Here is a 24,870-nt window from a genome sequence, read left to right as displayed (position 1 = left end):
TTCAGCGTACACGTGTTAGCTATCCTGCGTGCTTCAATAAAATAAGGCTTACAGAGAACATGGTAGATAAACGCGAATCCTATACAAAAGAAGACCTTCTTGCCTCTGGTCGCGGTGAACTGTTTGGCGCTAAAGGCCCGCAATTGCCAGCACCAAACATGCTGATGATGGACCGTGTGGTCAAAATGACCGAAACGGGTGGTAACTTCGACAAAGGGTATGTTGAAGCAGAGCTGGATATCAATCCGGATCTGTGGTTCTTCGGATGCCACTTCATTGGTGATCCGGTTATGCCGGGATGCCTGGGCCTGGACGCAATGTGGCAGCTGGTAGGGTTCTACCTCGGCTGGCTGGGCGGCGAAGGTAAAGGTCGCGCGTTGGGCGTAGGTGAAGTGAAATTCACAGGTCAGGTGCTGCCGACGGCGAAAAAAGTGACCTATCGTATTCACTTTAAACGCATAGTTAACCGTCGTCTGATTATGGGCCTGGCTGATGGCGAAGTGCTGGTTGATGGTCGTTTGATCTATACCGCCAACGACCTGAAAGTCGGTCTGTTCCAGGATACGTCTGCCTTCTGATAATAATCAGACAGAGTATAAAAAGGCGAAACCTCCGCAATGCGGAGGTTTCTTTTTAAAGAGACAGAATCAGGCCATTACTACCCTGTCCGCCATGGCTTCTCGCCAGCCTCCCAGCCATTGTGACCTTTGATTCAGCGTCTGATAGGGACACATTTCTTTTGAGCGTCCGGCGATGCCGGCCTGATAACCACGTTGATGTGCCCGTTCCAGGCGATCTCGTTTTTGTCTCTTCATGCCTCGTTTCCCTCATACTGGTTTCTGGTGGAAAAGAAAACAGTGATTACTAAATATGCAACCACAGTTAAGCAATACCGCGAATCATAACTGCCGTCAATGCGCAAAATTCACGCCACTGTCATATTTGTGAGCTACACGGGCATGTCGGTTGTACAAAAAATGTGAAGAGGAACAACTTTTTCCGCACGTTAGAAACAAAAAAACCGCCTCAGGCAACATACCGGAGACGGTTATATTTACAAATCTTTATGATTAAGGTAGACGCTTTATCTCTTGCGCAATAGAAGCGGCTTCCTGACTCCAGACACGGGCCAGCACTTTAACCATCTCATCGTAACCATCCTGAGTTTGCACTCCTTCCAGACGGAACGGACGTTTGATCAGTTGTCCCTGGTGGTTCAACAGCCACTCACCACTGACAATGACCTTGCCATCATAGCGACCGTTAAACTCCGTGACGGTAACATTGAGCGTGTCCTGGGCGCTTCCCAGAGGCTGGGAGGCAACCACCCAGCCGGGCAGTTGCGTACTCAGGTTGGCAACCAGGGTGTTGCGCAACTGTTGATCCAACGGGCTGGCCCACAAGTTGTTGTTGGCAATCACATACTTCACATCACTGGTTTGATAAACCACACCATTCCCCGCCAGATAGTCAGGAACAGCGACCTGCTCAACCCATAACAGGCGATTACCCTGGCTGGCGGTGCTTTGTGTACCGCTCTGCACCACAGGTAACTGGTAATAGTTTTTATTAATTTCACCGGAGCTGCATCCGGCCAGCCACAGTGCCGCAATCGTCACTAGCCACTTTTTCATTGTTTCGCCCTCTTCGGCTCTGGATCTTTTTTGTCCTTCGCTTCAAATACCAGCGCGTTACTCTTCTCGTTGAGCGTTTTCAGCACCGGTTGCAGTTCTCGCAACACCTGATCAAGGCGCTGCATATCCGCCACCATCTTGTTGTAGGCTGCGGAACCAGGCTGGAAGCCCTGCATACTGCGATTCAATTCACGCAACGTTGACTGCATATCCGTCGGTAACTGCTGCATCGACTGGCTGGCGAGGATCTTGTTCATGCTATCCAGCGTCGTTTGCAGGTTTTTCATTGTGCGCTGACTTTCAGAAAGCGTACTGGTTGCCTGTTCAATCATCGGATTCAGTGGCAGTTTGTTGATCTTATCCAACGCTTCCATCAGTCGTTGCTGGATTTGCGCCAGGCCGCCGCTGACGGTCGGGATAATCTGATAACCATTAAATTCACGAATACCGGTTATTGCAGGCGTATTTGGATAGAAATCGAGATCAACATACAGTGCGCCAGTGACCAGGTTTCCGGTTTTCAGCGATCCGCGTAAACCACGTTTCAACAATTCGCCAAGGTGCTCAACAACATCCGCATTTTCGCCAAGCTGCATTTTCAGCCGCTCTGGCTCGATACGAATCAGTACCGGAATACGGTAATCATCGTTAAATGTCTGACGCATATTCGGCGCAAAGAATGGCACTTTGCTTACGGTACCCAGGCGAATACCCCGGAATTCTACCGGAGCTCCCGGTTGCAGACCGCGTACCGAATCTTTAAAGAACATCAGATAATCAATGTGATCGGTGTACAACGAATCCTGAATGCTCTTCTGATCATCATACAAAACGAAAGCTGTTTTCGGTGCCACTGGCTGCCCTAAATCCAGACCTTCCGGCACATCAAAGCTGACACCGCCACTAAGCAGCGTTGTCAATGAGCCCATCTCCACACGCATTCCCGCTGACGTCAGATCAACCGCAATGCCACTATCTTTCCAGAAACGAACATTGCTGGTCACCAGTCGGTCATAAGGTGCATTGATGAACAGTTGATAGCTGATATTGCGTTTTTGCGTATCGAAAGTGCTGGTTTCAACCGAACCTACCCGATAGCCACGGAACAGCACCGGATCCCCTGGCGAGAGCTGCCCGGCTTTTTTGCTATCGAGAAGCACACGGATACCTTTCGCATCAGGCGGGGCCAACGGTGGCGAGTCCAGCAAATCGTATTTATCCATTTTGCTGCCTTTCGCGCCTGGCTGCAGTTCGATATAAACCCCAGACAGCAGCGTTCCCAGGCCGCTAATCCCTTCTCGACCAATCTGCGGTTTCACCACCCAAAAGACGGTATCTTTATGCAGCAATTTTTCCATACCGGAATTCAGCCGCGCTTTGATTTCAACGTGCGTCAAATCATCAGCCAGTGTGGCGCTTTCAACCACGCCGACGTCAACGCTACGGCTTTTAATGGTGGTTTTGCCACCTTCAATTCCTTCCGCATTCGCGGTGATCAGGGTCACTTCCGGTCCCTGATGGCTGTAATGATAAAAAAGAACCCAGGCCCCAATGAGCGCCGTGACGATAGGAAATATCCACACGGGAGACCAGTTCTTCACTTTCTGGATTTTGGCTTCCCCATTATTAGATTCCATACTGTCAGGACTCCTCATGCTCTGATTCAGGTTGACGATCCCACGACAAACGCGGGTCAAACGTCATAGCAGAAAACATTGTCATTATGACGACTAAAGCAAACATTAATGCACCCATTGCCGGATAAATACTCATTAAACCTCCCATACGCACCAGCGCCGAGAGCACCGCGATAACGAAAACGTCAATCATCGACCAGCGGCCTACAAACTCAACAACTTCATAAATCAAATGCATTCTTTCACTGTCGCGCTTGCCGTGTCCTTTGGCATCCCAACACAGCCACGCAATGGCGATCATCTTTAACGTTGGCACCATAATACTGGCCAGAAAAATCACCGCAGCGACGGGATAAGAGCCTTCGCTCCATAACAGAATGACCCCAGCGAGAATCGTCGACGGCATCTTCGAGCCTAATAAATCCGTCACCATGATGGGCAAAATATTAGCCGGAAGATACAGCATGATAGACGTTACAAGCAGCGCGAGTGTCCATTGCAGGCTGTTTCTACGCCGAACGTACCCTTTGGTACTACAACGCGGGCACACGGGTTCATCAGCAGGAAGGATTGCCGTACAACAGGAACACGAACGCAGCCCCTGGCGTATCCCCGTGACGCCTGGTTTTAGCGGCTGGCGCAGTTCTGGCATCGGGGCGATGTCGTCCCATAACCAGCGACGATCAACGCACTGAAAAGCGCGCAGTTGCAGGACACAAAATAAACACCAGGGGAGAAAGCTGCTGCCTACCCCAATGCTGCCGTAAGCCATCAGTTTAACGAAACTGACCAGCACACCCGCGAGGAAAATCTCCGCCATTCCCCAGGTTTTGAGTTGAAAAAGCACCCGTGCCAGTTGCTCTTTTAAACGGACCGGTAATTCCGCGCGATTCACCAGTAACAGAATGGTTATCAGACAAAACGCGGGAACCAGTTGCACAAACAACAGGAAAAAGGTGCCGAGGCTGGCGTAGTCCTCAGAAAAAAGCACGCCGGGAATTTCCAGTAATGTAATTTCACTGGTAACTCCTGCAACGTTCATATTCACAAAAGGAAACAAGTTGGACAGCAACAGCATGAACAGTGCAGCCAACGCATAGGCGGTGGGACGCTGCCGAGGGGCATCCCACGCCACGGTTAACGTTGTGCCACACCGGGGACATGCCGCTTTCTGACCATGCTCAAGGCGCGGTAACGCCACCAGCATGTCACACTGCGAGCACAGGATGTGCTTCGCGGCATGATGATGTTCGCACATTGGTACTCCTTAATGATGCGCTATTTTGCAGATGACTAACAAAGTGTTGGTTTTCATGCCTGATAAACCCAGTACATCAGGCAATTTTACCGTTGTCAGCAGTCTCTGTTTAAATCGACTATTTTGCGATCAGCCACCATTTTTTAACGCTTCAAGATACTCCCAGCGTTCAAAGGCTTGCTCCAGCTCCTGCTCTGCAGCAGCCATATCAGCGAGTACTTTTTGCGTCTGCTCATGCGGCTGACTGAAGAAGGAAGCATCCGCCACTTGCGTCTGTAAAGCTTCCAGCTTCGCCTCCAGATCTTCAAGCAATTGCGGTAGCAGCTCCAGTTCACGCTGCAATTTATAGCTTAGTTTGCTACTGCTGCGTTTTACAGTTTCTGCTTTTGGCGCGGCGGCTTCTTCGCTTTTTTTCACCGCAGGCTGTTTGAGCGCCACATACTGTTCTTGCTGACCACGGGCATCATGATAACCGCCGACATAACGACCAATTTTACCGCCGCCTTCGAAGATCCAGCATTCTGTAACGGTGTTATCGACAAACTGACGATCGTGGCTAACCAGCAATACCGTGCCCTGATAGCTGTCGATCAGTTCTTCCAGCAGTTCCAGCGTTTCGACATCAAGATCGTTGGTCGGTTCGTCAAGAATCAATAAGTTGCTTGGTTTGAGGAACAAACGCGCCAACAACAAGCGGTTACGCTCACCGCCAGAAAGCGCACGTACCGGCGTCATCGCCCGTTTTGGATGGAACAGGAAGTCCTGCAAATAGCCCAATACGTGGCGTGGCTTGCCGTTAACCATCACCTCTTGCTTACCTTCGGCAAGGTTATCCATCACCGTTTTATCGGGATCCAGTTCCGCGCGGTGCTGATCGAAATAAGCCACTTCCAGTTTGGTGCCAACGTGAATACGCCCGCTGTCTGCTTGAAGCTGACCGAGCATTAGTTTCAGCAGCGTGGTTTTGCCGCACCCATTCGGACCAATCAGGGCAATTTTGTCGCCGCGTAGAACCTGGGCAGAAAAATCTTTCACCAGTTGCTTACCGTCAACCTGGTAGCAAACGTCCTCCATTTCGAAAACGATCTTACCGGAGCGGCTGGCTTCTTCCACCTGCATCTTTGCGGTACCCATCACTTCGCGACGTTCACCACGCTCACGACGCATTGCTTTCAGGGCGCGTACGCGGCCTTCATTACGGGTACGACGTGCTTTGATCCCCTGGCGGATCCACACCTCTTCCTGCGCCAGTTTGCGATCGAACTCGGCATTTTGTAATTCTTCCACGCGCAGGGCTTCTTCTTTTTCCAGCAGGTACTGGTCGTAATTCCCTGGATAGGTCACCAGCTTGCCGCGATCGAGATCAACAATGCGCGTCGCCATATTGCGGATAAACGAACGGTCGTGGGAAATGAAAATAATTGTCCCATTGAAGGTTTTGAGGAACCCTTCCAGCCAGTCGATGGTTTCAATATCCAGGTGGTTAGTCGGTTCGTCGAGCAGCAATACGCGCGGATTGCTCACCAGCGCGCGTCCTAATGCCGCTTTACGCAACCAGCCACCGGAAAGCGACGACAGCGCAACATTAGGATCTAATCCCAGTTGCGCCAGCACTTCGTTGATGCGGTTTTCCAGCTGCCACAGGTTGTGGTGATCCAGCTGTTCCTGAACCTTCGCCAGTTCGTTGAGATTTTTCTCGCTCGGGTCGTTCATCACCAGGCGCGAAATATCGTGATAGCGTTTCAGGTATTCCGCTTGTTCTTCAATGCCTTCGGCAACGAAATCATAAACGCTACCCTCAACGTTACGCGGCGGATCCTGTTGCAGACGAGCTACAATCAAATCTTGCTCGTAAATAATGCGACCGTCATCCAGCCCCTGTTCACGGTTGAGGATCTTCATTAACGTCGATTTGCCTGCGCCGTTACGACCCACCAGACAAACACGTTCGTTATCTTCGATATGCAGTTCTGCGTTATCGAGAAGCGGCGCGTCGCTGAACGACAGCCATGCGCCATGCATACTGATTAATGACATTACTATTCCTTTCAGGCTGCGGTAATCAGCCAGCAGTTGTGGATCTGGCGGTTACGGGCGAAATCCTGGGAGAGCGTTTTTTGCGTAATTTCTTGTGCTTTCAGTCCCAGTTTCGCCAGGCCGTCGAGATCCATACGGAAGCCGCGTTTGTTGTTCGAGAACATGATCGTCCCACCTGCACGCAGCAGACGTTTCAAATCTTTCATCAGCGCCAGATGATCGCGCTGAACATCAAACGCATCTTCCATTCGTTTTGAGTTAGAGAAGGTTGGCGGATCGATAAAGATCAGATCGAACTGTTCATTTGCCTCACGCAGCCACGCCAGGCAATCGGCCTGAATCAGGCGATGCGCACGCCCGGTTAGGCCATTCAGACGCAGGTTGCGTTCTGCCCACTCCAGATAAGTACGCGACATATCCACGGTGGTGGTGCTGCGCGCGCCGCCTAATCCCGCATGCACGGTGGCGCTACCGGTATAGGAGAACAGGTTGAGGAAATCTTTGCCTTTGCTCATCTGACCGAGCATACGACGGGCGATACGGTGATCGAGGAACAGACCGGTATCGAGGTAATCCGTCAAGTTCACCCACAAGTGAGCGTTATATTCGGTAACTTCAAGAAACTCGCCCTTCTCGCCCAGTTTCTGGTACTGATTTTTGCCCTTCTGGCGTTCACGGGTTTTCAGCACCAGTTTGTTTGGCGCAATCCCCAGTACCGAAATGGTTGCAGCGATAATATCGAACAGACGCTGACGCGCTTTGTGCGCATCAATAGTTTTTGGCGGCGCATACTCCTGCACCACCACCCAGTCGGCATAACGGTCAACGGCAACGTTATATTCCGGCAGATCGGCATCATACAGGCGATAACATTCAATCCCTTCCTGACGTGCCCACTTCTCGAATTTTTTGAGGTTCTTACGCAGGCGGTTGGCGTAGTCTTCCGCTACCATTGCCGGTTTGCTGTCTGGTGTGCTTTCGGCAACGTGGTAGTTTTTCTGTACGCAGTCCAGCGGGCCGTTTTTCGCCTTGTACTGTTTGTCTGCACGCAGCTGCAGGCAGCTTAGCAGATCCGGCGAGGCACTAAACAAAGAGAGATTCCAGCCACCGAACTGGTTTTTCATGATTCGGCCCAGCAGACTATGCAGCGCAATCAGCGCCGGTTCGCTGTCCAGACGTTCACCGTATGGCGGGTTGCTCAACACTGTACCGTACGGCCCTTTCGGCAGCGGATTGGTCAGTTGCGCGACATCTTTCACCTCAAAGGTGATCAGTTCACCAATCCCCGCAAGACGGGCGTTAGTGCGCGCACGTTGAATCACCCGGGCGTCGCTGTCCGAACCGTAAAAATGAGAGCTATACTCTGCCAGGCCTTTACGGGCGCGAGTTTGCGCTTCCGCTTTCACTTCCTGCCAGATAGCTTCATCATGCTGCGCCCAGCCGCTAAAGCCCCAACGGCCACGGTGCAAGCCCGGTGCGCGGTCGGTCGCCAGCATCGCTGCTTCAATCAGCAACGTACCAGAACCACACATTGGATCGAGCAGTGGTGTTCCTGGCTGCCAGCCGGATCGCATCACAATCGCGGCTGCCAGGGTTTCTTTGATCGGTGCAATACCAGCACGATCACGATAGCCACGCAGATGCAAGCCATCACCACTGAGATCAAGGGCGATATTGGCGGTTTCTTTATGCAGCCAGACGTTAACGCGAATATCCGGCGCATCGCGATCAACATTGGGACGTGGCAGATTTTTCCGCGTGAAAGCATCGACGATCGCGTCTTTCACTTTCATCGCGCCGTACTGGCTGTTGCGAATGGTGTCATTTAAACCACTGAAATGGACAGCGAAGGTCGCGCCAGGATTAAACATCTCTGTCCAGTTGATCGCCTGAACGCCGAGATAGAGGTCTAAATCACTGTAAACCTTACACTCGCCCAGCGGCAACATAATACGCGAGGCCAGGCGGCTCCACATCAGGCTCTGGTAAACAAGCCGTGTGTCGCCCTTGAAATGGACCCCACCCTGAACCACCTGGCATTCAACGGCCCCCAGGTTTTCCAGTTCAGTTTTTAACAGCTCTTCCAGCCCACGGGCCGTACTGGCAAACAGAGAATTCATATCGTCACTTTTACTCTAAGAAAATTGTTGCGCATTATAGCTAATAAGCGCGTCATGTCATAAAGTTGAGGGCTTATTTTCATTTGAGGACCGCACCGTGGCGACATTAACCCGGCTTTTTATTCATCCTGTTAAATCGATGCGCGGCATTGGTCTTACACATACCCTGGCAGATGTCAGTGGTCTGGCCTTCGATCGCATCTTTATGATCACGGAACCTGACGGTACGTTTATTACCGCTCGCCAGTTTCCGCTAATGGTACGGTTTACTCCTTCACCCGTGCATGATGGCTTGCATCTCACCGCACCAGATGGCAGTAGCGCATATGTTCGTTTTGCTGATTTCGCCACACAAGACGCACCAACCGAAGTTTGGGGCACACATTTTACCGCGCGAATTGCGCCAGATGCGATCAACAAATGGCTAAGTGGATTTTTCTCCCGCGAAGTGCAATTACGCTGGGTGGGGCCACAAATGACCCGGCGCGTGAAACGCCACAACACTGTACCCCTGTCATTTGCTGATGGCTATCCTTACCTTCTTGCTAACGAGGCCTCGTTACGTGCTCTCCAACAACGTTGTCCGGCCAGTGTAAAAATGGAGCAATTCCGCCCCAATCTGGTGGTTTCCGGTGCATCGGCCTGGGAAGAAGATAGCTGGAAAGTGATTCGCATTGGTGATGTCGTGTTTGATGTGGTTAAGCCTTGTAGCCGCTGTATTTTCACCACCGTCAGCCCAGAAAAAGGGCAAAAACATCCGGCAGACGAACCATTAAAAACGCTGCAATCTTTCCGTACTGCCCAGGATAACGGCGATGTCGATTTTGGTCAGAATTTAATTGCCCGTAATAGCGGCGTGATTCGCGTTGGCGATGAGGTGGAAATTCTGGCAACGGCTCCAGCTAAAATTTACGGCGCAGGTGCCGCTGATGATACTGCCAACATCACGCAACAACCGGACGCAAACGTAGATATTGACTGGCAGGGACAGGCATTTCGTGGAAATAACCAACAGGTGCTGCTGGAGCAATTAGAAAATCAGGGAATTCGTATCCCTTATTCTTGCCGCGCAGGCATTTGTGGAAGTTGCCGTGTTCAGCTTTTAGAAGGCGAAGTCACGCCGCTAAAAAAATCAGCAACAGGCGATGATGGCACTATTCTTTGCTGTAGTTGTGTACCGAAGACTGCGCTTAAGCTGGCGCGTTAGACTGCCTGTTCGAGGCTGAAGCTGTCAACATTAACCTGCGGTTTCAGCCTGTCGTTCATGATTTTAATGGCGTCGCCCAACTGCATCGCGCGACCCGCAATAACAACGCAGGGTTGTGCCAGTAGACATAGCGCGGCATTCTCGCCAGATTCAACGACCAGTAAATTCACTTGCTCGTGAGTGTCGCTCAACCAAACGTAGGCCGCATCGCCCGGCATGGGCATCCACATTTCACCATGAGATACAAAATGCCAGCTTTTCGGCATTTGCGGTTTGAGATAACGAATTGCTACCAGTGCATTCAGCACCAGTTCGGCTTTTTGTTCTTTAGATAAATTAAAATCGCGGCACTTTTCTTCAAAAGAGAAATAGAGCGCGGCGTCATCAACGCAAAAACCTGCGGGAGAAAAGGCATCTGGAGTCAACATTTTGCGCGCAAAACGTGAGCGAAATAGCATACCATTGGCTAAATCGAGCATCATTCGATCGTGCTCTTCATCGTAATACCAACGCCAGTTATCGTCTGGTTTAATTCGCATCTGCCACTCCCCAACCTTATAAAACCGCAGCGACACAATCCATTGTCGCTTCGCTTAATAACCTCAACAATAAAAGTACAAAATGTCTAAATAAGCAACAGCGATGAATATAAAACAACCAGGGCTGAAAATAAAGCCCTGATTATCTTATAAAGAGGAATTTGAAGAAATAATTAGATATGGGTAACGATTTCTTTAATCAGCGGCGGACCTTTAAAAATAAAACCAGAATAAATTTGCACCAGTGAGGCACCCGCAGCAATCTTTTCACGCGCAGCGATAACCGAGTCAATGCCGCCAACACCAATAATCGGCAAGCGTCCGTTTAATTCCTGTGACAAGCGGCGAATAATTTCGGTGCTTTTTAACTGAAGCGGACGACCACTTAAGCCACCGGTTTGATCACAATTTTTCATTCCCTGAACCAGAGAACGATCGAGTGTGGTATTGGTTGCAATAACGCCATCAATATTATGGCGAACTAAACTATCGGCAACCTGGATCAATTCTTCTTCAGAAAGATCCGGCGCGATCTTCACTGCGATCGGCACATATTTATGGTGCATCACTTGCAAATCATTTTGTTTATTTTTAATCGCAGTTAAGAGATCATCCAGCGCTTCACCATATTGCAGTGTGCGTAATCCTGGGGTATTTGGCGATGAAATATTGATGGCGATATATCCCGCATAGGCATAGATTTTTTCCATACAAATCAGATAGTCATCTTTACCCTGCTCCACCGGCGTATCTTTATTTTTGCCGATGTTAATACCCAGAACGCCGTCATAATGGGCTTTTTTTACGTTCTCTACGAGGTTATCAACGCCAAGATTATTAAAGCCCATACGGTTGATCAAACCTTCGGCATCTACCAGACGAAAGAGACGCGGCTTGTCATTACCTGGCTGGGGACGTGGCGTGACGGTACCGATCTCGATGGATCCAAATCCCATCGCGCCTAACGCGTCAATGCACTCCCCGTCTTTATCAAGACCGGCTGCCAGACCAAGCGGATTTTTAAACGTCAGGCCCATGCAGTTAACAGGTTTCGCAGGCACTTTCTGCCGCACCAGTGCTTCAAACGGCGTTCCTGTAATACGGCGTAATTGCTGAAAAGTAAACTCATGAGCGCGCTCTGGATCGAGCTGGAAAAGGGCTTTACGAACGAAGGGGTAGTACATGAACTCTCCTGGATTCCCGGTGTGCAAACCGGGGGCGTATTATGTGCGAGTTCGGACCAAAAGGGAATTGACCTGCGGCAATAAATAGCAAACGTTTTCTTATTGCGCTTTTTTTATGCTTTTTTTGGCTTTTCTTCCTCAGATAAATCATTTCGACTCGCGGACGCCCTCTGTCAGACTGACCGAATTGTTATCAATGTTAACAAAACAAGAACAATTGGTTATAAGGAGAGAGTATGCGTGTCATCACCCTGGCGGGTAGTCCTCGATTTCCTTCTCGCTCCAGCTCCTTGCTGGAATATGCGCGGGAAAAACTAAATGGCCTGGATGTAGAGGTTTATCACTGGAATTTGCAAAACTTCGTCCCGGAAGATCTGCTTTATGCTCGTTTCGATAGTCCGGCACTCAAGACCTTCACCGAACAGCTGCAACAGGCCGATGGGCTGATTGTCGCCACGCCTGTGTATAAAGCCGCCTATTCCGGTGCACTGAAAACCCTGCTCGACCTGCTGCCAGAACGTGCGTTGCAAGGCAAAGTGGTGCTGCCGCTGGCGACAGGCGGCACCGTGGCCCATCTGCTGGCGGTCGATTATGCCCTTAAGCCAGTTTTAAGTACGCTGAAAGCCCAGGAGATCCTGCACGGCGTGTTTGCCGATGACTCGCAAGTAATTGATTACCAACACAAACCCCAGTTCACGCCAAATCTGCAAACTCGTCTTGATACCGCGCTAGAAACTTTCTGGCAGGCGTTGCACCGCCGCGATGTTCAGGTTCCTGACCTACTGTCTTTGCGAGGTAATGCCCATGCGTAAGATCATTAAACTGGTGCTGGCGGGTTTACTTAGCGTCTCTACGATTGCGGTTGCTGCAGAATCCTCGCCTGAAGCGTTACGTATAGGCTATCAAAAAGGCAGTATTGGTATGGTGCTGGCAAAAAGCCACCAGTTACTGGAAAAACGCTATCCGCAAACAAAAATCTCCTGGGTCGAGTTCCCCGCTGGCCCACAGATGCTGGAGGCGTTAAACGTTGGCAGTATCGATCTCGGCAGTACCGGGGATATTCCGCCAATCTTTGCCCAGGCTGCCGGGGCTGATTTGGTATACGTGGGCGTCGAGCCACCGAAGCCCAAAGCCGAAGTGATTCTGGTGGCAGAAAACAGCCCGATCAAAACCGTAGCCGATCTTAAAGGTCACAAAGTTGCCTTTCAGAAAGGTTCCAGTTCGCACAATCTTTTACTGCGAGCCCTTCGCCAGGCCGGGCTTAAATTCACGGATATTCAGCCCACTTACCTGACGCCTGCCGATGCCCGCGCCGCGTTCCAGCAAGGTAACGTTGACGCCTGGGCTATCTGGGATCCCTACTACTCCGCTGCATTATTACAGGGCGGCGTGCGGGTGCTGAAAGACGGCACCGATCTCAATCAAACTGGATCGTTTTATCTGGCAGCTCGTCCGTATGCAGAAAAAAACGGCGCTTTTATTCAGGGTGTGCTGACAACCTTTAGTGAGGCCGATGCGTTAACCCGCAGCCAGCGCGAACAAAGCATCGCTTTACTGGCAAAAACGATGGGCTTACCGGCACCGGTTATTGCCTCGTATCTGGATCATCGTCCTCCCACCACCATCAAACCGTTGAGCGCTGAAGTTGCCGCCTTACAGCAGCAAACGGCAGATCTGTTTTATGAAAACCGTCTGGTGCCGAAAAAAGTCGATATTCGCCAGCGCATCTGGCAGCCCACTCAACTGGAAGGAAAACAATTATGAGTCTGAATATGTTCTGGTTTTTACCGACCCACGGTGACGGGCATTATCTGGGAACGGAAGAAGGTTCACGTCCGGTTGATCACGGTTATCTGCAACAAATTGCGCAAGCGGCGGATCGTCTGGGCTATACCGGTGTGCTGATCCCGACGGGGCGATCGTGTGAAGATGCGTGGCTGGTGGCGGCGTCGATGATCCCGGTGACACAACGGCTGAAGTTTCTTGTCGCCCTGCGCCCCAGCGTAACCTCACCTACCGTTGCCGCCCGCCAGGCCGCCACGCTTGACCGTCTCTCTAACGGACGTGCGTTGTTTAACCTGGTCACAGGCAGCGATCCCCAAGAACTGGCAGGCGACGGCGTGTTCCTTGATCATAGCGAGCGTTACGAAGCCTCGGCAGAATTTACCCAGGTCTGGCGGCGGTTGTTGCTTGGCGAGACTGTGGATTTCAACGGCAAACATATTCATGTACGCGGGGCCAAACTGCTCTTCCCGCCGATTCAACAGCCTTATCCTCCGCTTTACTTTGGCGGATCGTCAGATGTCGCCCAGGAGCTGGCGGCAGAACAAGTTGATCTCTACCTTACCTGGGGCGAACCACCGAAACTGGTAAAAGAGAAAATCGAACACGTGCGGGCGAAAGCTGCCGCGCATGGACGCAAAATTCGTTTCGGTATTCGTCTGCATGTGATTGTTCGTGAAACCAACGACGAAGCGTGGCAGGCCGCCGAGCGGTTAATCTCGCATCTTGATGATGAAACTATCGCCAAAGCACAGGCCTCATTCGCCCGAACGGATTCCGTAGGACAACAGCGAATGGCGGCGCTACATAACGGCAAGCGCGACAATCTGGAGATCAGCCCCAATTTATGGGCGGGTGTTGGCTTAGTGCGCGGCGGTGCCGGGACAGCGCTGGTGGGCGATGGTCCTACGGTCGCCGCGCGAATCAACGAATACGCTGCACTTGGCATCGACAGTTTTGTGCTTTCGGGCTACCCGCATCTGGAAGAAGCGTATCGGGTCGGCGAGTTACTGTTCCCACATCTGGATGTCGCCATCCCGGAAATTCCCCAGCCACAACCGCTGAATCCACAAGGCGAAGCGGTGGCGAATGATTTTATCCCCCGTAACGTCGCGCAAAGCTAAGGAACACGATGATGGCAACGCCAGTGAAGAAGTGGTTATTGCGCGTTGCCCCCTGGTTTTTACCGGTGGGCATCGTGGCGGTGTGGCAACTGGCCTCCTCGGTTGGCTGGCTATCGACGCGTATTTTGCCCTCACCGGAAGGAGTGGTGATGGCGTTCTGGACGCTCTCTGCCAGCGGCGAACTGTGGCAGCATCTGGCGATCAGCTCCTGGCGTGCACTGATTGGTTTTTCAATTGGCGGATCGCTGGGATTAATTCTGGGGCTGATTAGCGGGCTGTCACGCTGGGGTGAGCGACTGCTGGATACCTCAATTCAGATGTTGCGCAACGTGCCGCATCTGGCGCTGATCCCGCTGGTGATTTTGTGGTTTGGCATTGATGAATCCGCAAAAATCTTTCTGGTGGCGCTCGGTACGCTATTCCCCATTTATATCAACACCTGGCATGGCATCCGTAATATCGACCGTGAGCTGGTGGAGATGGCACGTAGCTATGGATTATCCGGCATGCCGCTGTTTATCCATGTGATCCTGCCTGGTGCCCTGCCCTCAATTATGGTCGGTGTGCGTTTTGCTTTGGGCCTGATGTGGCTGACGCTGATCGTTGCCGAAACTATTTCTGCCAATTCCGGCATTGGTTATCTGGCGATGAATGCGCGGGAGTTTCTGCAAACGGACGTGGTGGTAGTCGCCATTATTCTTTACGCCCTGCTCGGCAAACTTGCTGACGTCAGCGCGCAGCTGTTAGAGCGTCTCTGGTTGCGCTGGAACCCGGCTTATCATTTGAAGGAGGCCACGGTATGAATACTGCTCGTCTGAACCAGGGCACACCATTGTTGCTCAATGCAGTAAGCAAACATTACGCGGAAAATATCGTCCTGAACCAACTGGATTTACATATTCCAGCAGGTCAGTTTGTGGCGGTGGTGGGCCGCAGCGGTGGTGGCAAAAGTACCCTGCTGCGCCTGCTGGCAGGTCTGGAAACGCCAACCGCAGGCGACGTGTTAGCGGGCACCACACCGCTGGCTGAGATTCAGGATGATACGCGAATGATGTTTCAGGACGCGCGTCTGCTGCCGTGGAAATCGGTGATTGATAACGTTGGGTTAGGCCTTAAAGGCCAGTGGCGCGATGCCGCGCGTCGGGCTCTGGCTGCGGTAGGACTGGAGAATCGCGCGGGGGAATGGCCTGCCGCACTTTCTGGCGGGCAGAAACAACGTGTGGCGCTGGCAAGGGCGCTGATTCATCGACCAGGTTTATTGTTGCTTGATGAACCACTCGGTGCGCTGGACGCTTTAACGCGACTCGAGATGCAGGATTTGATTGTATCACTCTGGCAGGAGCACGGCTTTACCGTCTTGCTGGTGACGCATGATGTGAGCGAAGCGGTGGCGATGGCTGACCGGGTGTTGTTAATTGAAGAGGGAAAAATTGGTCTGGATTTGACGGTGGATATCCCCCGTCCGCGCCGGTTAGGGTCGGTACGATTAGCAGAGCTGGAAGCGGAAGTATTGCAGCGGGTGATGCAGCGTGGTGAATTTGAAACTCGCCTGAGAAAACAGGGGTAAATTCTCCGAATGGCGGCGCTATTGCCGCCATTCGGTTATTTATCAAGCCAGTGCTTTGGTGATCTTCTCGTACAGATCGCCAGAGAGATTTTCCAGCCCTTTCAACTGTTCCAGCGCCGCGCGCATTTTCTCCTGACGTTTGGCATCGTAACGTTTCAGGCGAATCAACGGTTCAATCAGGCGCGAAGCCACTTGTGGATTTCGGCTGTTCAGGTCGGTAAGCATTTCCACCAGGAACTGATAACCGCTGCCATCTTCGGCATGGAACGCTGCCGGGTTGCTGCCCGCAAATGCGCCAATCAATGAACGAATGCGGTTCGGGTTGCTCATGGTAAATGAGCGATGCTGCAACAGACCACGTACCGTCTCCAGCACATTCGCCGCCGGGCTGGTGGCTTGCAGGATAAACCATTTATCCATCACCAGACCATCCTGATGCCACTTGTCGTCGTACTCCTGCATCAGCGCGTCACGGCATGGCAGTTGTGCAGCAACCGCCGCAGAAAGCGCCGCCAGCGCATCGGTCATATTGTTCGCTTCGTGGAACTGTTTGCTCACCAGCACATCAGCCAGATGCGTTTCACCAAAAGCGAGGAAGCGCAGGCAGGCATTACGCAGAGTGCGTTTTGCAATATCTTCATGCTCAACACGGTACTCGCTCTGGTAATTCGCGTTGTAAATAGCCAGCAGCTCATCTGCCAGTTCAGTCGCCAGAGTACGAGTGAGTGCTTCGCGTACTTCGGCAATAGCAATCGGATCGATGATATCGAACAGTTCTGCCATTTCATTGACGGAAGGCAGCGTCAGGATTTCTGCCGCCAGCGCCGGATCAATCTTCTCATCGAGCAGCACCGCGCGGAAAGCGTCAGCCACATGCACCGGCAGAGACAACGGCTGCCCTTGCTGATGACGGGCGACGTTCAGCTTGATGTAGGTTGCCAGCAAACTTTGCGCCGCGTCCCAGCGAGAGAAATCATTACGCGCATGACGCATCAGGAAGGTCAGTTGCTGATCGCTCCACTTATATTCCAGTTTCACTGGCGCAGAGAATTCGCACAGCAGCGCAGGCACCGGCTGGAAGTAGACATTATCAAAAACAAAGGTCTGTTCCGCCTGGGTGACGTTCAGCACGGAATTCACCGGATGACCGCCTTTCTGCAACGGGATCACTTTGCCTTCGTTGTCATACAGTTCGATGGCAAACGGAATATGCAGCGGTTGTTTTTCTGCCTGATCCGGCGTAGCTGGCGTGCGCTGGCTGATGGTCAGGGTGTACTGCTCAGTTTCCGGATTGTAGTCGTCTTTGACGGTCACAACCGGCGTGCCGGACTGGCTGTACCAACGGCGGAAATGGGAGAGATCGACATTCGACGCATCTTCCATCGCCTGCACAAAATCGTCACAGGTCGCTGCGCTACCATCATGACGCTCGAAATAGAGCTGCATCCCTTTCTGGAAATTTTCTTCGCCAAGCAGAGTGTGGATCATACGAATCACTTCCGCGCCCTTCTCGTAAACGGTCAGGGTGTAGAAGTTGTTCATTTCAATGACCATATCCGGGCGAATTGGGTGCGCCATCGGGCTGGCGTCTTCTGCAAACTGCAATCCGCGCATGGTGCGCACATTATTGATACGGTTTACCGCGCGGGAACCAAGGTCAGAGCTGAATTCCTGATCGCGGAAGACGGTTAAACCTTCTTTCAGACTGAGCTGGAACCAGTCGCGGCAGGTGACACGGTTGCCGGTCCAGTTATGGAAATATTCATGGCCGATAACGCGTTCAATATCGAGGTAATCTTTGTCGGTGGCGGTGTCGGTGCGGGCCAGCACATATTTGGAGTTAAAGATATTCAGCCCCTTATTCTCCATTGCGCCCATATTGAAGAAATCCACCGCGACGATCATATAGATGTCGAGGTCATACTCCAGGCCGAAGCGTTCTTCATCCCATTTCATGGAGTTTTTCAGCGAGGTCATTGCCCACGGCGCACGATCAAGGTTGCCACGATCGACATACAACTCCAGCGCCACTTCACGACCAGAGCGGGTAGTGAAGGTATCGCGCAGTACATCAAAATCACCAGCCACCAGCGCAAACAGGTAACACGGTTTCGGGAATGGATCCTGCCACTGTACCCAATGACGTCCATTTTCCAGTTCACCTTGCGCAACGCGGTTACCGTTGGAAAGCAGGAAGGGATATTTGGTTTTATCGGCAATAATTTTGGTGGTAAAACGCGCCAGCACGTCCGGGCGGTCGAGATAATACGTAATATGGCGGAAACCTTCGGCTTCACACTGGGTGCAAAGCGCATCGCCTGACTGATAAAGCCCTTCCAGCGCAGTATTCGCCGCCGGGCTAATTTCATTAACGATCTTAAGCGTAAAACGCTCCGGCAAATTACTGATGACCAGTGCGCCCTCTTCTTCTTTCCAGGCGGTCCACGGCTCATCATTAATATGAACAGAAACCAGTTTGAGGTCTTCGCCGTTGAGACGAAGCGGAACATCTGATGCACCATGACGGACAGCCTGGCTGACCGCGGTAACGACCGTCTTTTGCGCGTCCAGGTCAAAGGTCAAGTCAATATCAGTAATCTGGTAATCCGGCGCACGATAATCGTGACGGTATTTGGCTTGTGGCTGTTGAGTCATAAATAACCTTTAGCATCTTTTATAGAGTCTGGTGTTCAGTCTATTCCTGTTGCGTAAATCGCGCTATGCAGAATCTTCATCTTTTCAGGTACAAACGCCTTTATTGCTACATTTTTATAACATACACCGCGTTATGCCATCGACCAGAAAGGTGGCATATGGTGTGATCGGGGTTCAATAAATTGCGAAACAAGGTATACTCCAGCAGTTCCTGAAGATGTTTATTGTACTAAACGCTCCTGTACGAGGACGCTACTGCGCACCTATGACACAATTCGCTTCTCCTGTTCTGCACTCGTTGCTGGATACAGATGCTTATAAGTTGCATATGCAGCAAGCCGTGTTTCATCACTATTACGATGTGCATGTCGCGGCGGAGTTTCGTTGCCGAGGTGACGATCTGCTGGGTATTTATGCCGATGCTATTCGTGAACAGGTTCAGGCGATGCAGCACCTGCGCCTGCAGGATGATGAATATCAGTGGCTCTCTGCCCTGCCTTTCTTTAAGGCCGACTATCTTAACTGGCTACGCGAGTTCCGCTTTAACCCGGAACAAGTCACCGTGTCCAACGATAATGGCAAGCTGGATATTCGTTTAAGCGGCCCGTGGCGTGAAGTCATCCTCTGGGAAGTTCCTTTGCTGGCGGTTATCAGTGAAATGGTACATCGCTATCGCTCACCGCAGGCCGACGTTGCGCAAGCCCTCGACACGCTGGAAAACAAATTAGTCGACTTCTCGGCATTAACCGCCGGTCTTGATATGTCGCGCTTCCATCTGATGGATTTTGGCACCCGCCGCCGTTTTTCTCGCGAAGTACAAGAAACCATCGTGAAACGTCTGCAACAGGAATCCTGGTTCGTGGGCACCAGCAACTACGATCTGGCGCGTCGGCTTTCCCTCACGCCAATGGGAACACAGGCACACGAATGGTTCCAGGCGCATCAGCAAATCAGCCCGGATCTAGCCAACAGCCAGCGAGCTGCACTTGCTGCCTGGCTGGAAGAGTATCCCGACCAACTTGGCATTGCGTTAACCGACTGCATCACCATGGATGCTTTCCTGCGAGATTTCGGCGTGGAATTTGCCAGTCGTTACCAGGGCCTGCGCCATGACTCTGGCGACCCGCTTGAATGGGGTGAAAAAGCCATTGCACATTATGAAAAGCTGGGAATTGATCCACAGAGTAAAACGCTGGTTTTCTCTGACAATCTGGATTTACGCAAAGCGGTTGAGCTATACCGCCACTTCTCTTCCCGCGTGCAATTAAGTTTTGGTATTGGGACTCGCCTGACCTGCGATATCCCCCAGGTAAAACCTCTGAATATTGTCATTAAGTTGGTAGAGTGTAACGGTAAACCGGTGGCGAAACTTTCTGACAGCCCTGGCAAAACGATCTGCCACGATAAAGCGTTTGTTCGGGCGCTGCGCAAAGCGTTCGACCTTCCGCATATTAAAAAAGCCAGTTAATATCATCAGGGAGCTAATCGGCTCCCTTTTTTTACCTTTAATTCCGAAATCTTTCGCTGCATTTGCGAATTCTGCTTGTCTGATTGCAGATGCCAGGTAACATAGGTATCCCCCCATTTACGGGTGGACAAGTGTTTATTTTTTCCGACTATTAACAGAGAGAATATTATGAGCGTTGTGCCTGTAGCCGACGTACTCCAGGGCCGCGTAGCCGTTGACAGCGAAGTCACCGTGCGCGGATGGGTACGTACCCGCCGAGATTCAAAAGCTGGCATCTCCTTCCTCGCCGTTTATGACGGTTCCTGCTTTGATCCTGTACAGGCTGTCATCAATAATTCTCTGCCCAATTACAATGAAGACGTCCTGCGTCTGACCACCGGCTGCTCGGTCATTGTAACGGGTAAAGTCGTGGCGTCGCCGGGCCAGGGGCAACAATTTGAAATTCAGGCCAGCAAGGTTGAAGTTGCTGGTTGGGTTGAAGATCCAAACACTTACCCGATGGCGGCAAAACGCCACAGCATTGAGTATCTGCGTGAAGTCGCTCACCTGCGTCCGCGCACAAACCTGATTGGTGCCGTCGCGCGCGTTCGCCATACGCTGGCGCAGGCGCTGCATCGCTTCTTTAACGAGCAGGGATTCTTCTGGGTTTCAACGCCACTGATTACCGCATCTGATACCGAAGGTGCAGGCGAAATGTTCCGTGTTTCTACGCTGGATCTGGAAAACCTGCCGCGTAACGATCAGGGCAAAGTGGATTTCGACAAAGACTTCTTTGGTAAAGAGTCTTTCCTGACCGTATCTGGCCAGTTGAACGGCGAAACCTACGCTTGCGCATTGTCCAAAATTTATACCTTCGGCCCGACTTTCCGTGCTGAAAACTCCAACACCAGCCGTCACCTGGCGGAATTCTGGATGCTGGAGCCGGAAGTGGCGTTTGCTAACCTGAACGATATCGCAGGTCTGGCTGAAGCCATGCTGAAATATGTCTTCAAAGCGGTTCTCGAAGAACGCGCTGACGACATGAAATTCTTCGCTGAACGCGTAGATAAAGATGCCGTTTCACGTCTGGAACGCTTCATTGAGGCCGATTTCGCGCAGGTGGATTACACCGACGCAGTGACCATTCTCGAAAACTGCGGCAGGAAGTTTGAAAACCCGGTTTACTGGGGCGTCGATCTCTCTTCTGAGCATGAGCGTTATCTGGCGGAAGAACACTTTAAAGCACCAGTAGTGGTTAAAAACTATCCGAAAGATATTAAAGCGTTCTATATGCGCCTTAACGAAGACGGTAAAACCGTTGCGGCTATGGACGTTCTGGCTCCGGGCATCGGTGAGATCATTGGTGGCTCCCAGCGTGAAGAACGTCTGGACGTGCTGGACGAGCGTATGCTTGAAATGGGCCTGAACAAAGAAGATTACTGGTGGTATCGCGATCTGCGTCGCTACGGTACTGTTCCGCATTCAGGTTTCGGTCTTGGTTTTGAACGCCTGATTGCTTACGTAACTGGCGTGCAAAACGTACGTGATGTTATTCCGTTCCCACGTACTCCGCGTAACGCCAGCTTCTAATTTAGTGTCTTCAAGAGCCAGCGCCCGCTGGCTCTTTTTTTATCCTTTCTGTCAAGTTATCTGTTTGTTAAGTCAAGCAATCTATTTGCAACCCTGCCATAACGATCATCCTGTTACGGAATATTACACTGCAACATTTACGCACAAAAAATAATCTGCATTCTTATTGCGGATTAGTTTTTTCTTAGCTGATAGCACAATTTTTATACGATTTTTTGGCATTCTGGATGTCTGAAAGAAGATTTTGTGCCCGGTCGATAAAGTTTCCATCAGAAACAAAATTTCCGTTTAGTTAATTTAAATATAAGGAAATCATATAAATAGATAAAAATTGCTGTAAATATCATCACGCCTCTATGGAAATATGACGGTGTTCACAAAGTTCCTTAATTTTTACTTTTTGTCACACATTTTTTCTTTTTGAAACCAAATCTTTATCTTTGTAGCACTTTCACGGTAGCGAAACGTTAGTTTGAATGGAAAGATGCCTGCAGACACATAAAGACACCAAACTCTCATCAATAGTTCCGTAAATTTTTATTGACAGAACTTATTGACGGCAGTGGCAGGTGTCATAAAAAAAACCATGAGGGTAATAAATAATGATGAAGCGCAATATTCTGGCAGTGATCGTCCCTGCTCTGTTAGTAGCAGGTACTGCAAACGCTGCAGAAATCTATAACAAAGATGGCAACAAAGTAGATCTGTACGGTAAAGCTGTCGGTCTGCATTATTTCTCCAAGGGTAACGGTGAAGACAGTTACGGTGGCAATGGCGACATGACCTATGCCCGTCTTGGTTTTAAAGGGGAAACTCAAATCAATTCCGATCTGACCGGTTATGGTCAGTGGGAATATAACTTCCAGGGTAACAACTCTGAAGGCGCTGACGCTCAAACTGGTAACAAAACGCGTCTGGCATTCGCGGGTCTTAAATACGCTGACGTTGGTTCTTTCGATTACGGCCGTAACTACGGTGTGGTTTATGATGCACTGGGTTACACCGATATGCTGCCAGAATTTGGTGGTGATACTGCATACAGCGATGACTTCTTCGTTGGTCGTGTTGGCGGCGTTGCTACCTATCGTAACTCCAACTTCTTTGGTCTGGTTGATGGTCTGAACTTTGCTGTTCAGTACCTGGGTAAAAACGAGCGTGACACTGCACGCCGCTCTAACGGCGACGGTGTTGGCGGTTCTATCAGCTACGAATACGAAGGCTTTGGTATCGTTGGTGCTTATGGTGCCGCTGACCGTACCAACCTGCAGGAAGAGTCTCCCCTTGGCAAAGGCAAAAAAGCTGAACAGTGGGCTACTGGTCTGAAGTATGACGCGAACAACATCTACCTGGCAGCGAACTACGGTGAAACCCGTAACGCTACGCCGATCACTAACAAATTTACAAACACCAGCGGCTTCGCCAACAAAACGCAAGACGTTCTGTTAGTTGCGCAATACCAGTTCGATTTCGGTCTGCGTCCGTCCATCGCTTACACTAAATCTAAAGCGAAAGACGTAGACGGTATCGGTGATGTTGATCTGGTGAACTACTTTGAAGTGGGCGCAACCTACTACTTCAACAAAAACATGTCCACCTATGTTGACTACATCATCAACCAGATCGATTCTGACAACAAGTTGGGCGTAGGTTCCGACGATACCGTTGCTGTGGGTATCGTTTACCAGTTCTAATAGCACACCTCTTTGTTAAATGCCGAAAAAACAGGACTTTGGTCCTGTTTTTTTTATGCCTTCCAGAGCAATCTCACGTCTTGCAAAAACAGCCTGCGTTTTCATCAGTAATAGTTGGAATTTTGTAAATCTCCCGTTACCCTGATAGCGGACTTCCCTTCTGTAACCATAATGGAACCTCGTCATGTTTGAGAACATTACCGCCGCTCCTGCCGACCCGATTCTGGGCCTGGCCGATCTGTTTCGTGCCGATGAACGTCCCGGCAAAATTAACCTCGGGATTGGTGTCTATAAAGATGAGACGGGTAAAACCCCGGTACTGACCAGCGTGAAAAAGGCTGAACAGTATCTGCTCGAAAATGAAACCACCAAAAATTACCTCGGCATTGACGGCATCCCTGAATTTGGTCGCTGCACTCAGGAACTGCTGTTTGGTAAAGGTAGCGCCCTGATCAATGACAAACGTGCTCGCACGGCACAGACTCCGGGTGGCACTGGCGCACTACGCGTGGCTGCCGATTTCCTGGCAAAAAATACCAGCGTTAAGCGTGTGTGGGTGAGCAACCCAAGCTGGCCGAACCATAAGAGCGTCTTTAACTCTGCAGGTCTGGAAGTTCGTGAATACGCTTATTATGATGCGGAAAATCACACTCTTGACTTCGATGCACTGATTAACAGCCTGAACGAAGCCCAGGCTGGCGACGTAGTGCTGTTCCATGGCTGCTGCCATAACCCAACCGGCATCGACCCTACGCTGGAACAATGGCAGACACTGGCACAACTCTCCGTTGAGAAAGGCTGGTTACCGCTGTTTGACTTCGCTTACCAGGGTTTTGCTCGGGGTCTGGAAGAAGATGCTGAAGGACTGCGCGCTTTCGCGGCTCTGCATAAGGAGCTGATTGTTGCCAGTTCCTACTCTAAAAACTTTGGCCTGTACAACGAGCGTGTTGGCGCTTGTACTCTGGTTGCTGCTGACAGTGAAACTGTTGAACGTGCATTCAGCCAAATGAAAGCGGCGATTCGTGCTAACTACTCTAACCCACCAGCACACGGCGCTTCTGTTGTTGCCACCATCCTGAGCAACGATGCGTTACGTGCGATTTGGGAACAAGAACTGACTGATATGCGCCAGCGTATTCAGCGTATGCGTCAGTTGTTCGTCAATACGCTGCAGGAAAAAGGCGCAAATCGCGACTTCAGCTTTATCATCAAACAGAACGGCATGTTCTCCTTCAGTGGCCTGACAAAAGAACAAGTGCTGCGTCTGCGCGAAGAGTTTGGCGTATATGCTGTTGCTTCTGGTCGCGTAAACGTGGCCGGGATGACACCAGATAACATGGCACCGCTGTGCGAAGCGATTGTGGCAGTGCTGTAAGCGTTAAAACCGATGAAGCCCGC

General features: G+C 51.0%; 20 protein-coding genes. 11 read left to right on the top strand and 9 right to left on the bottom strand.

The genetic code is table 11. The features are described from left to right. Window positions 1–59: 59 nt before the first annotated feature. Complete coding sequence (fabA, locus tag ACJHX4_RS03870) at window positions 60–578, top strand: bifunctional 3-hydroxydecanoyl-ACP dehydratase/trans-2-decenoyl-ACP isomerase (protein ID WP_000227926.1); 519 nt, start codon at window positions 60–62, stop codon at window positions 576–578. A 69-nt stretch (window positions 579–647) separates the two neighbouring features. Here fabA and rmf read toward each other — a convergent pair whose 3' ends face one another. The 6 genes from rmf to rlmKL all read right to left on the bottom strand — a co-directional run bounded on the left by rmf (window position 648) and on the right by rlmKL (window position 8,686). Beyond that, window positions 648–815 (bottom strand): ribosome modulation factor, encoded by a 168-nt coding sequence (gene rmf, locus ACJHX4_RS03865; protein WP_000828648.1) that lies wholly within the window; start codon window positions 813–815, stop codon window positions 648–650. Between the two features lie 255 nt (window positions 816–1,070). After that, a complete protein-coding gene (pqiC, locus tag ACJHX4_RS03860; RefSeq protein WP_000759108.1) occupies window positions 1,071–1,634 on the bottom strand; it encodes a membrane integrity-associated transporter subunit PqiC in 564 nt (187 codons plus the stop codon). Further along, window positions 1,631–3,271 (bottom strand): intermembrane transport protein PqiB, encoded by a 1,641-nt coding sequence (pqiB, locus tag ACJHX4_RS03855; protein WP_000445547.1) that lies wholly within the window; start codon window positions 3,269–3,271, stop codon window positions 1,631–1,633. Before pqiB ends, pqiC begins: the two co-directional genes overlap by 4 nt. A 4-nt stretch (window positions 3,272–3,275) precedes the next feature. Then, window positions 3,276–4,529: a membrane integrity-associated transporter subunit PqiA gene (gene pqiA, locus ACJHX4_RS03850; RefSeq protein WP_000333176.1), complete on the bottom strand. Its 1,254-nt coding sequence runs from the start codon at window positions 4,527–4,529 to the stop codon at window positions 3,276–3,278. Between the two features lie 129 nt (window positions 4,530–4,658). Then, window positions 4,659–6,566: an ABC transporter ATP-binding protein gene (locus ACJHX4_RS03845; RefSeq protein WP_000053085.1), complete on the bottom strand. Its 1,908-nt coding sequence runs from the start codon at window positions 6,564–6,566 to the stop codon at window positions 4,659–4,661. 11 nt (window positions 6,567–6,577) lie between these two features. Continuing rightward, a complete protein-coding gene (gene rlmKL, locus ACJHX4_RS03840; protein ID WP_001086497.1) occupies window positions 6,578–8,686 on the bottom strand; it encodes a bifunctional 23S rRNA (guanine(2069)-N(7))-methyltransferase RlmK/23S rRNA (guanine(2445)-N(2))-methyltransferase RlmL in 2,109 nt (702 codons plus the stop codon). A gap of 97 nt (window positions 8,687–8,783) precedes the next feature. Here rlmKL and ycbX point away from each other — a divergent pair, with 97 nt between their 5' ends. After that, a complete protein-coding gene (gene ycbX, locus ACJHX4_RS03835) occupies window positions 8,784–9,893 on the top strand; it encodes a 6-N-hydroxylaminopurine resistance protein YcbX (RefSeq protein ID WP_000224299.1) in 1,110 nt (369 codons plus the stop codon). On the opposite strand, the gene zapC is transcribed toward ycbX, so the two are convergent. Next, entirely contained in the window at window positions 9,890–10,432 is a 543-nt protein-coding gene (gene zapC / locus ACJHX4_RS03830) for a cell division protein ZapC (RefSeq protein ID WP_001295935.1), read from the bottom strand. The genes ycbX and zapC overlap by 4 nt on opposite strands. Window positions 10,433–10,605: 173 nt before the next feature. Beyond that, entirely contained in the window at window positions 10,606–11,616 is a 1,011-nt protein-coding gene (gene pyrD / locus ACJHX4_RS03825; RefSeq protein WP_001295934.1) for a quinone-dependent dihydroorotate dehydrogenase, read from the bottom strand. 236 nt (window positions 11,617–11,852) lie between these two features. Here pyrD and ssuE point away from each other — a divergent pair, with 236 nt between their 5' ends. From ssuE to ssuB, 5 genes are read left to right on the top strand one after another with little or no spacing between them, the layout of a single operon-like run. Continuing rightward, a complete protein-coding gene (gene ssuE, locus ACJHX4_RS03820) occupies window positions 11,853–12,428 on the top strand; it encodes an NADPH-dependent FMN reductase (protein ID WP_001263945.1) in 576 nt (191 codons plus the stop codon). Beyond that, the gene (ssuA, locus tag ACJHX4_RS03815; RefSeq protein ID WP_001226266.1) at window positions 12,421–13,380 is read left to right on the top strand and encodes an aliphatic sulfonate ABC transporter substrate-binding protein SsuA; all 960 of its coding nucleotides are present in this window, start codon (window positions 12,421–12,423) and stop codon (window positions 13,378–13,380) included. The genes ssuE and ssuA overlap by 8 nt, the downstream gene beginning before the upstream one ends. Then, window positions 13,377–14,522, top strand: a complete 1,146-nt coding sequence (ssuD, locus tag ACJHX4_RS03810) for an FMNH2-dependent alkanesulfonate monooxygenase (protein WP_000055987.1) — start codon at window positions 13,377–13,379, stop codon at window positions 14,520–14,522. Before ssuA ends, ssuD begins: the two co-directional genes overlap by 4 nt. An 11-nt stretch (window positions 14,523–14,533) precedes the next feature. After that, window positions 14,534–15,325 carry an aliphatic sulfonate ABC transporter permease SsuC gene (gene ssuC / locus ACJHX4_RS03805; protein ID WP_023363144.1) on the top strand — a complete coding sequence of 264 codons (792 nt, stop codon included), beginning with the start codon at window positions 14,534–14,536 and terminating at the stop codon, window positions 15,323–15,325. Further along, on the top strand, window positions 15,322–16,089 hold the full coding sequence (gene ssuB / locus ACJHX4_RS03800; RefSeq protein WP_001090493.1) for an aliphatic sulfonates ABC transporter ATP-binding protein: 768 nt from the start codon (window positions 15,322–15,324) through the stop codon (window positions 16,087–16,089). Before ssuC ends, ssuB begins: the two co-directional genes overlap by 4 nt. Window positions 16,090–16,131: 42 nt before the next feature. Here ssuB and pepN read toward each other — a convergent pair whose 3' ends face one another. Further along, window positions 16,132–18,744, bottom strand: a complete 2,613-nt coding sequence (gene pepN / locus ACJHX4_RS03795; RefSeq protein WP_000193867.1) for an aminopeptidase N — start codon at window positions 18,742–18,744, stop codon at window positions 16,132–16,134. A gap of 265 nt (window positions 18,745–19,009) precedes the next feature. Between pepN and pncB the strand changes: the two genes are divergently transcribed. The 4 genes from pncB to aspC all read left to right on the top strand — a co-directional run bounded on the left by pncB (window position 19,010) and on the right by aspC (window position 24,847). Beyond that, complete coding sequence (pncB, locus tag ACJHX4_RS03790; RefSeq protein ID WP_001295933.1) at window positions 19,010–20,212, top strand: nicotinate phosphoribosyltransferase; 1,203 nt, start codon at window positions 19,010–19,012, stop codon at window positions 20,210–20,212. 168 nt (window positions 20,213–20,380) lie between these two features. Beyond that, the gene (gene asnS / locus ACJHX4_RS03785) at window positions 20,381–21,781 is read left to right on the top strand and encodes an asparagine--tRNA ligase (RefSeq protein ID WP_000117888.1); all 1,401 of its coding nucleotides are present in this window, start codon (window positions 20,381–20,383) and stop codon (window positions 21,779–21,781) included. 602 nt (window positions 21,782–22,383) lie between these two features. Continuing rightward, window positions 22,384–23,472 (top strand): porin OmpF, encoded by a 1,089-nt coding sequence (gene ompF / locus ACJHX4_RS03780; RefSeq protein ID WP_000977908.1) that lies wholly within the window; start codon window positions 22,384–22,386, stop codon window positions 23,470–23,472. A gap of 184 nt (window positions 23,473–23,656) precedes the next feature. Beyond that, window positions 23,657–24,847 (top strand): aspartate transaminase, encoded by a 1,191-nt coding sequence (gene aspC / locus ACJHX4_RS03775; RefSeq protein WP_000462681.1) that lies wholly within the window; start codon window positions 23,657–23,659, stop codon window positions 24,845–24,847. Window positions 24,848–24,870 lie beyond the last annotated feature (23 nt).

Origin of the sequence: Escherichia sp. WS2035 (assembly GCF_046487065.1) — a bacterium.
Lineage (GTDB): Bacteria > Pseudomonadota > Gammaproteobacteria > Enterobacterales > Enterobacteriaceae > Escherichia > Escherichia coli.
This window is presented reverse-complemented; position numbering and strand designations above follow the sequence as displayed.